Genomic DNA, 8,224 nt, shown 5'->3' with positions numbered 1-8,224 from the left:
TTTCAATTTTTCCAAGGAAAGTTAAATTTTGAGTTTGATATTTTTAAAAATAGACGTAATTCAATTCTATGGCAGCGAAATGCCTCAGTTCCTCAAAGCACAGGTATGACACTACCGGCTGAGAATATTGGTAAGGTGGATAATAAAGGTTGGGAGTTTAATCTGGGTTATAAAGGGAAAGTAGGAGAGCTTGGATATACCCTTGGTGTGAATGGAGGCTATGCTAAAAATAAAATTATCTTTTGGGACGAGGCCCCAGGTGCCCCAGCATGGCAGCAAAGCACTGGTAAACCAATCAAGACGGATATTTATTATGTCTATGATGGCGTATTCCGTGATATGGAGGATATTGCCAACAATAAACTGGACTATAGTGCAATTACAAAAACCCTGCGTCCAGGCGATATGAAGTATCAAGATTTTAATGGTGACGGAAAAATTACGCCAGATGATAAAGTCAGACGAGACAAAAACAGTGACCCAACTTTCCAGGGCGGATTCAATTTTAGCTTGAGCTATAAAGATTTCGACCTTTCGGTCTTATTTCAGGGGGCTACAGGTGGAGAGATCCGTGTCGGAACAGATGAATCGGGATCAATTGGTAATTTCCTTGAAGAATTTTATGAAAAACGTTGGAGTATTAGCAATCCAAGTAGTGTCTATCCTAGGTTGACGGACAGAAGCAATCAATATTACTCGTACAATAACACTTATTGGATGCGAAGTACAGACTATTTGCGATTGAAAAATGTCGAGGTCGGTTATAATCTTCCTTCTAGTATTTGTAGTAAAATTGGTATAGGCTCCTTACGAGTATACGCCAATGGCATGAATTTAATCACTTGGAGCAAGATCAAAATGTATGATCCAGAAGCTGTTAATGCTTTAGGACAATATTATCCACAAGCGAGATTAATCAACGCAGGGGTACTATTATCGTTTTAGATCATCTTAGGTAAAAATTTAATGAAGTAAAAAAATGAAAAAAATTGTAAACATATCTGTTTTATTACTCGTGCTGTCATCTGCACTGCAATCTTGTAATGACGACTTTGTCAATACAAAGCCGCTTAATGAGATCCCTGATGAGACAACATGGTCAGACGCGGCGTTATCCGAAGCCTTTGTTACCGAAATCTACAATGGTTTTGGTGTCGGCGGATTTTATGAGCAAGAAATGGCATCCATGACAGACGAGGCTTTATTTACACATCCAAATCGTGGAATAAATACCGTCACTGAATCGCGGTCTAATCCGGCAGATCAGGGTTATATCATGGATACCTATGAATATGGCCGTATGTATTCACGTATTAGAGCCGCAAACATTGCAATAAAGAACCTGGTTGAGCCAAAATTTGATAAAGGGAAAGCGAATAAATTACTCGGAGAAGCCTATTTTTTTAGAGCGTACTATCATCAACAATTGTTGCGTTTTTACGGTGGGGTTCCTTTTGTAAAAAATGTAAGCCGTCTGACGGATAACGATTTTATGGTTTCAAGAAATACCTATGAAGAATGTGTCAATGCGATCGTGAGTGACCTTGATAGTGCTTCACTTTTATTGAAAACTGCGACTTTTATCAAAGGTCGTGTAAGTGAGACAGCTGCATTAGCTTTAAAATCTAGAGTACTATTATATGCTGCTAGTGACCTTCATGATGCAAGTAAAGCAAAAGCAAAGTCTACTTTGTTAGCTGGATATACAAATCCTGAATATTTAATGTACACCAGCGGTAACCAAGCCGAGCGTTGGACGAAGGCAAAAAATGCTGCTAAAGAGGTGCTAAATCATAGTGAATTTGCGTACAAACTTGATTTAAGTGCTGCAGAATCATCAGATAATGGTACGGCAAATTACATGGCTTTATCCCTGGGTGGTGGAAGTAAATCGGCTGATGCGTCAGCTATAAAAGATCTGATTTTAGGAAGGTTTTTTATTGATGAAAAAGATGAGCGGGGTGGTTGGGTAGGACGTGACAATGGGCCAAATGGTTATCACAACTGGGCAGGAAATACACCGATTCAACTTCTTATTGATGATTACGAAACGCAATCTGGTCAACGATTTGATTGGTCCAATGCCACTATGGCGGCTAACCCATATCAGAATCGGGACCCACGATTAAAAGCAACTGTACTCTATGATGGTGCTGATTGGAAACCAAGGACAGCTGATGTTAAAACAAGAGATCCTTATAATCAGATCCAGACTGGTCAATATGAAATTATAAATGGACAGGGACAAAAGACGATTCAATTTGGCTTAGATACAAGAAAGAGTCCGATTGAAGACTGGAATGGATCTCGAACAGGTTATTATATTCGTAAATTTACTGATCCAGATCCAGCGATGGAAGACCAAAATACAAGACAACGTATTCCTTGGCCATTGTTCCGCTATACGGAAGCCGTATTGAACTATGTAGAAGCTTGCATCGAGTTGGGCGAAGATGTGGAGGCTAAGACTTGGTTAAATAAAATTCGTTTCAGAGCAGGTATGCCCGCAATTACCGAAACTGGATCGGCATTAAAAAGCCGTTATAGAAATGAACGTCGGATTGAGCTAGCTTACGAAGAACATCGCTTTTTTGATGCTAGACGTTGGATGATTGCCGCTGAGACATTAGGCCGAAAGGCGAATATTATCAATATTACGGGAACACTAAAAGATGGTAAAAAAATAACCATTTATAAATATGATCCGAGCAATTACACGTATAAATACGTGGTATCCAATATAGATCCAGGAATTGAAAATAGAAGTTGGGACGACAAAATGTATTTTACCTCTATACACAGAGATGAGATAAATAGAAATACTAAACTAATTCAAAATCCAGGTTATTAATACTGAAAAGCCCTTCTTTAATAGTAAGAAGGGCTTTTTAAAGAATTAATTTTTCTTTTGAGTAATATTAGGCAATAAGCCTGTAACTATTCCAATTAGTGGAAGATAAGCACAGATGTTGAATACATATTCAATTGAAGTACGATCTGCGAGCCAGCCCAACACAGCTGATCCAATACCCCCCATGCCAAAGGCAAAACCAAAAAATAAGCCTGCAATCATACCAACCTTTCCGGGGATAAGCTCCGTCGCATAAACCAAGATAGCTGAAAATGCCGAGGAGATGATCAAACCAATTATAATAGCAAGGATAATGGTTAGTCCAAGTCCTACATGAGGTAATAGCAAGGTGAAAGGCGCCGCTCCAAGAATAGACACCCAAATAATTAGTTTACGACCATATCGGTCTCCCAAGGGACCACCCAATATGGTCCCGGCGGCAACAGAAGCAAGAAATATAAATAAATAAATCTGAGATTCCTGAACAGAAACATGGAATTTATTGATCAAATAGAAGGTGAAGTAGCTGGTCATTGAAGCCATGTAAAAATATTTGGAGAAAATGAGTACCAATAAAATCACAAGTGCAAATATTACTTTTGATTTCGGCAGGTCAGCTTTTAGAGCACTAACAGAAGTTGTTTGTGTCTTAGGCTTGAGGTGTATTTGATACCAATTACCAACGTAAGTAAGAATCATAACGGCTATAATGGCCAATACGCCAAACACGCCGATGTATTGTTGGCCCAAAGGGATAACAATAAGCGCTACAAGAAGGGGACCTATTGCACCACCAGCATTACCGCCGACTTGAAAGATAGACTGTGCGAGCCCTTTTTTGCCGCCGGAAGCTAAATGAGCAACTCGAGATGCTTCTGGATGAAAAATAGACGATCCCATACCAATAAGGCTTACAGAAAGGAGAATGTAAATAAAGTTTGACGCAAATGAAATGCATATCAAACCGGCTAAAGAGAAAAACATCCCAATGGCAAGTGACCGAGGTGTAGGGTTTTTATCTGTATACAAACCAACGAAGGGCTGCAAAATAGAGGCGGTAAGCTGAAAAACTAACGTTATAATACCAATTTGGGTAAAACTAAGGGCATAATTTGACTTTAACATGGGATACACTGCTGGGATGACAGATTGAATCAGGTCATTGAGCAAGTGTGAAAGACTAATCGCAAATAAAATCGGATAGACAGTTTCGGAACTTTTCCAAGATCCACTCGGGTTTAGTGATTGTGTTTTCATAAAGGAAATATTCATCAGGTCATCTGATGTTTTAGTTGATAAAAATAGAATATATTGAGATTGATAGTTTGCATATGCTACAGGAAAATTACAGTTGCTGGATAATTCGGTTCGCAATATCAACAGCTTTTTTCACTTCTTTATCTTTAATTGCCAACATCAGTTCCTCGTGTTGCTGTTGTGAAGTTAAGAAGGGGACTGTATCCTTATAAATAGTCATGAAGAACTTATTGACATGCTCAGACAAGGTTGTATATAAAGCGGTCAAAATACTATTTCCACATGATTCAGCAATTGCACTGTGAAAGGCAATATCAGCATTAACGCATGCGGTCAAATTTCCCATTTCGGCATATTTAGCTCTATTTTTAAGTGCCTGCGCCATATCTTTGAGACCTTTCGAAGTACGATTTAAGGCTGCTTTTTCAATAATTCGCAACTCTAATACGTGTCTAACTTCAAAAATATCGTTAAAATTGGCTTTTTCAATTTTTGAATCAAGGGCATGATGACCCGTACTACTTTTGACAAAAGTACCAAGCCCCTGTTGCACATTTAGATAGCCTGATTGACTTAAATATTTGACAGCTTCACGAATGCTGGATCTGCCCACAGCAAATTGCTTCATCAATTCTGGTTCCGTAGGAAGTTTAGATTCTACAGGAAATTCACCCAATTTGATTTTTTCTTCTATTGCCGCGGCAACTTCCTCCGCCAAGGATCTTCGTACGATAGCTTCAGTCTTCATATAGTCATATCATCTGATGATTGCAAAGGTAGTAGAATTTTTTAAATTCTTATTTATTTTCAAAAATTTGATCAAACTAACCGAATATTGTTACGACTACAACAGATATTTATTACAGGGTTTGCTGAATTAAATTTATTAGCAGTTTTGGATTAATTAACAGAGAGGCTGGTCCTCCAATGTATTTATCTAAAACTTAAAAACATGAAAAAATTAATGATGAGCGTCGTAGCCTTGGCTTTAATGTCATCTGCTACTTTTGCAAAAACAGGTCCAAAAGCGGTCGACAACAGCGTTGTTGAAAAATCAATGATTTACGAATCACAAACTGGAAAAACTAATTTGAATATTGTGAGCGAAGCCAAAGAGATCAAGCTCGGAAAGTCTCGTACGCTATGTAGATTGACGATGAGTATCTATAATACAAGTGGTCAGTTGATCGAAACTCAGGTTCTAACATACACCAGCTATGGAGCCAATGATATGTATTATAGTAGCTGTGGTGCATGGTTTAGCGCTACCATTCAGAATTACCAAAACTACTATGGTAATCCTAATCATTAAGTATCAATTAATCAAATGATGTAGCGGGGCTAGTATCCCCGCTCATATTTTCCGCAATACAACCAAAAGGAAACTTCTATTTACGATCCTACTACGACAATGAAGATGGCTGCTACATGCGAACATGGGATGAGGTAGACAGGTGACGATATTAGAAAATCGAGGTACCCCTTAGCTAATTAAATTGATCGTATTAAAACACTATGATATCAAACTGTATTATAGCGACTTATGTTTTTGGCAATAAAATTGGTATTAGATTAAAATGAAGAATTACAAAGCTAAAGATTGATAGGATAGAAGCTTTGTATTACCATTTAAATGATCATAAATAAAATGAAAGCTTTACCAATTACTGGAATTTTTGCGATACTAGTGTCAACCGCATTTGCTCAAACGACCCATCAAAAAATAAATGAGATTTCTCATGTAGAATCCAGTCTAATACCTCCTGTTCGTTTTGAGGGTGAACCGACATGGAATATTATATCGCGTATGGAATTCTATCAGGTTCCAGGGGTAAGCATCGCTGTGATAAAAAACTCTGAAGTATTATGGAGCAAAACTTATGGCTTTGCCGATCTCGATTCGAAAACGCCTGTCAGGTCAAACACCTTATTTCAGGTGGCCTCCATGAGCAAGCCTGTAAGTGCAATATGCCGCACTGAAGGAAGTTGAGCTTGGCAAGTTGGAATCCAATGTCGATGTGAATTTGTACCTAAAATCTTGGAAAATACCTGAAAATGACTGGACCAAAGGGGAAAATGTTACACTAAAAAATATCGTTAGCCATACTGCGGGACTTACTGTAAGTGGATTCCCGGGTTATCGGATAACAGACCCAATTCCTACAGCTGTTGAAGTACTGAGTGGTGTAAAGCCAGCTAATACACCTATGGTTTATGTTGATAAACTTCCTGGCTCAAATTTTCGATATTCAGGCGGTGGGTATACGGTACTTCAACAGATGCTCGTTGACATTGAAGGAAAAGATTATGGCAGTATTATGGAAGAAAAGGTACTCTCACCTTTGGGTATGAAAAATAGCACTTTTGCCCAGCCTCTTCCTGAATCGAAAAGACAATTTGCGGCGACGGCTTATACGATGGATGGCAAAAAGGTCGAAGGAAGATATCATGTCTACCCGGAACAGGCGGCTGCGGGCCTATGGTCAACAGCAGAAGATTACGCTAGATTCGTAATCGATATTCAACGGACCTTAAATGGCAAAAGTAGTCTTGTTATCTCTAAGAAGATGGCAGAAGAATTCACAAGTCCCTATATTGAACCTATTATAGGATTAGGTGTATTCCTAGAAGATTATAACGGCTCATCTTATTTTTGCCATGGTGGATGGAACGAAGGCTTTAGCTCCTATTTTATTGGAAATAAAACAAGCGGTGATGGAGTAGTTATTCTTACGAACACAAACAAACCTGAATTTATCAACGAACTTGTCCGAGCGGTCGCATTAACTTATCAATGGCCAAATTATCTAGCTCCAATAAATAAAATTTTGCCACTAAGTCCTCAAGAACTACATGACAATAGTGGACGTTATAGATCTGGAAGATATGGTGTTATAAGGGTCTATAATCAAAATGGCAAGCTAATGTCAGCCCAAAATCTAGACAAGCCTGTAGAATTGGTTAAAGTGTCGGCAAATACATTTGCTATGCGAGATCGAAACGTAAACGTCATATTTTCAAGGGATACCGAAAGCGGTCAATATGAGCTTGTACAGATTTTGCGCGATAAAAAGATTTATTCCAGAAATCCGAAAGTCAATGCAAATGACCGGACTCCGCTGGAGCTTATTTTAGAAGGGAATTTCGAGGATGGATTAAAAGCTTATCAAAAAGCAAAAGAACAGGATAGTTCCAATGATTTGCTTTCAGAAGGTTTCCTGAATGGCGTAGGTTATGAACTGCTCAATCAGCATAAAATAAGTCAAGCTGTTGATATATTTAAAGTGAATACGATGCTATATCCTAAAAGTGAAAATGTTTATGATAGTTTAGCGGAAGCCTACCTGAAATCAGGACAAATAGATAACGCTAAAGAGAATTATCGAAAAGTTTTTGAAATTAATCCTAAAAATGAAAAAGTCAGTAAGATTTTAGAAACGTTATGACATAAATATATTGAGTTTTTTTTTGCTAATTTGCGACCATGTCAAATCAAGCTAATAATTATCGATTGTTTTCCAAGGAAATTCTCTCACTTTGGAAAAGCCAGGATGTATCATATATTAAAGTTGAAGAATTATACATTGTTGAAGGAATCACTTTTTTTGAACTTATACCAGATTCCGAACTGTTGGATGAAGGTGGGGTAGAAACACTTTATGCTATAGATTCTGAAGATGTGGAGGATATGTTGGTGTTTAGCAAAAATATTCGTTTTGTTGTCCACGACATTTATTTGGATGAAGATTAAGTAAATTAGCTATTAATGATCGACAATTCAAACGGTATTGTCGGTCATTAATGTACAGCATTAGGCTGATCTAGGGATAAACTAACTTCTCATATTCAATCTTTCTTCCTGAAGATCTAGTAAACGAAGGTGTTTTCGAATGATCTCTTCGTCCAATAAAAGTTCCTCACGGTTTTTATTGATAAGCCAAATGCGCTGGGTTTCGAGGATATCGATATAGATTTTACGATATTCGGCGTAATTAATGATGATCTCGGAGCTCCGCAGTTGATTTTCATACTTCTGTAGTTGATCCTTCAAGGTAGGAAAACTTTCAACTTTGTCCGCGTAATCATTACGAATCTTGTCAACGGCGACTTGGGCCT

7 protein-coding genes and 2 pseudogenes are annotated in these 8,224 nt (G+C 38.0%); 6 read left to right on the top strand and 3 right to left on the bottom strand.

Annotated elements, in window-relative coordinates; translation table 11 throughout:
* Positions 1-945: pseudogene (locus tag B2X72_RS17530) on the top strand (TonB-dependent receptor); the annotation flags it as partial.
* Positions 946-979: 34 nt separating this feature from the next.
* Positions 980-2,851 carry a RagB/SusD family nutrient uptake outer membrane protein gene (locus B2X72_RS17525; RefSeq protein ID WP_145326745.1) on the top strand — a complete coding sequence of 624 codons (1,872 nt, stop codon included), beginning with the start codon at positions 980-982 and terminating at the stop codon, positions 2,849-2,851.
* A 45-nt stretch (positions 2,852-2,896) separates the two neighbouring features.
* On the opposite strand, the gene B2X72_RS17520 is transcribed toward B2X72_RS17525, so the two are convergent.
* Together B2X72_RS17520 and B2X72_RS17515 are read right to left on the bottom strand one after the other, a co-directional pair.
* A complete protein-coding gene (locus B2X72_RS17520) occupies positions 2,897-4,108 on the bottom strand; it encodes an MFS transporter (protein WP_088163552.1) in 1,212 nt (403 codons plus the stop codon).
* An 88-nt stretch (positions 4,109-4,196) separates the two neighbouring features.
* A complete protein-coding gene (locus tag B2X72_RS17515) occupies positions 4,197-4,856 on the bottom strand; it encodes a FadR/GntR family transcriptional regulator (protein ID WP_088161585.1) in 660 nt (219 codons plus the stop codon).
* A gap of 204 nt (positions 4,857-5,060) precedes the next feature.
* Between B2X72_RS17515 and B2X72_RS17510 the strand changes: the two genes are divergently transcribed.
* The 4 genes from B2X72_RS17510 to B2X72_RS17495 all read left to right on the top strand — a co-directional run bounded on the left by B2X72_RS17510 (position 5,061) and on the right by B2X72_RS17495 (position 7,859).
* The gene (locus tag B2X72_RS17510) at positions 5,061-5,420 is read left to right on the top strand and encodes a hypothetical protein (RefSeq protein WP_088161584.1); all 360 of its coding nucleotides are present in this window, start codon (positions 5,061-5,063) and stop codon (positions 5,418-5,420) included.
* A gap of 336 nt (positions 5,421-5,756) precedes the next feature.
* Positions 5,757-6,098 (top strand): serine hydrolase, encoded by a 342-nt coding sequence (locus B2X72_RS17505; protein ID WP_286850893.1) that lies wholly within the window; start codon positions 5,757-5,759, stop codon positions 6,096-6,098.
* A complete protein-coding gene (locus tag B2X72_RS17500; RefSeq protein ID WP_286850892.1) occupies positions 6,070-7,554 on the top strand; it encodes a serine hydrolase in 1,485 nt (494 codons plus the stop codon). Before B2X72_RS17505 ends, B2X72_RS17500 begins: the two co-directional genes overlap by 29 nt.
* A 38-nt stretch (positions 7,555-7,592) precedes the next feature.
* Complete coding sequence (locus B2X72_RS17495) at positions 7,593-7,859, top strand: hypothetical protein (RefSeq protein ID WP_145326743.1); 267 nt, start codon at positions 7,593-7,595, stop codon at positions 7,857-7,859.
* A gap of 81 nt (positions 7,860-7,940) precedes the next feature.
* On the opposite strand, the pseudogene B2X72_RS17490 reads toward B2X72_RS17495, so the two are convergent.
* Positions 7,941-8,224: pseudogene (locus tag B2X72_RS17490) on the bottom strand (Na+/H+ antiporter); the annotation flags it as partial.

Source organism: Sphingobacterium sp. UBA7253 (assembly GCF_002472745.1).
Lineage (GTDB): Bacteria > Bacteroidota > Bacteroidia > Sphingobacteriales > Sphingobacteriaceae > Sphingobacterium > Sphingobacterium siyangense.
Note: the sequence above shows the minus strand (reverse complement) of the source record. Positions and strands in the feature narration are given on the sequence as shown.

What these genes read in the sequence shown, in the direction of transcription:
- B2X72_RS17525 (WP_145326745.1), top strand. Translation starts at nt 980, where the DNA reads ATGAAAAAAATTGTAAACATATCTGTTTTATTACTCGTGCTGTCATCT.
- B2X72_RS17520 (WP_088163552.1), bottom strand. Translation starts at nt 4,108, where the DNA reads ATGAAAACACAATCACTAAACCCGAGTGGATCTTGGAAAAGTTCCGAA.
- B2X72_RS17515 (WP_088161585.1), bottom strand. Translation starts at nt 4,856, where the DNA reads ATGAAGACTGAAGCTATCGTACGAAGATCCTTGGCGGAGGAAGTTGCC.
- B2X72_RS17510 (WP_088161584.1), top strand. Translation starts at nt 5,061, where the DNA reads ATGAAAAAATTAATGATGAGCGTCGTAGCCTTGGCTTTAATGTCATCT.
- B2X72_RS17505 (WP_286850893.1), top strand. Translation starts at nt 5,757, where the DNA reads ATGAAAGCTTTACCAATTACTGGAATTTTTGCGATACTAGTGTCAACC.
- B2X72_RS17495 (WP_145326743.1), top strand. Translation starts at nt 7,593, where the DNA reads ATGTCAAATCAAGCTAATAATTATCGATTGTTTTCCAAGGAAATTCTC.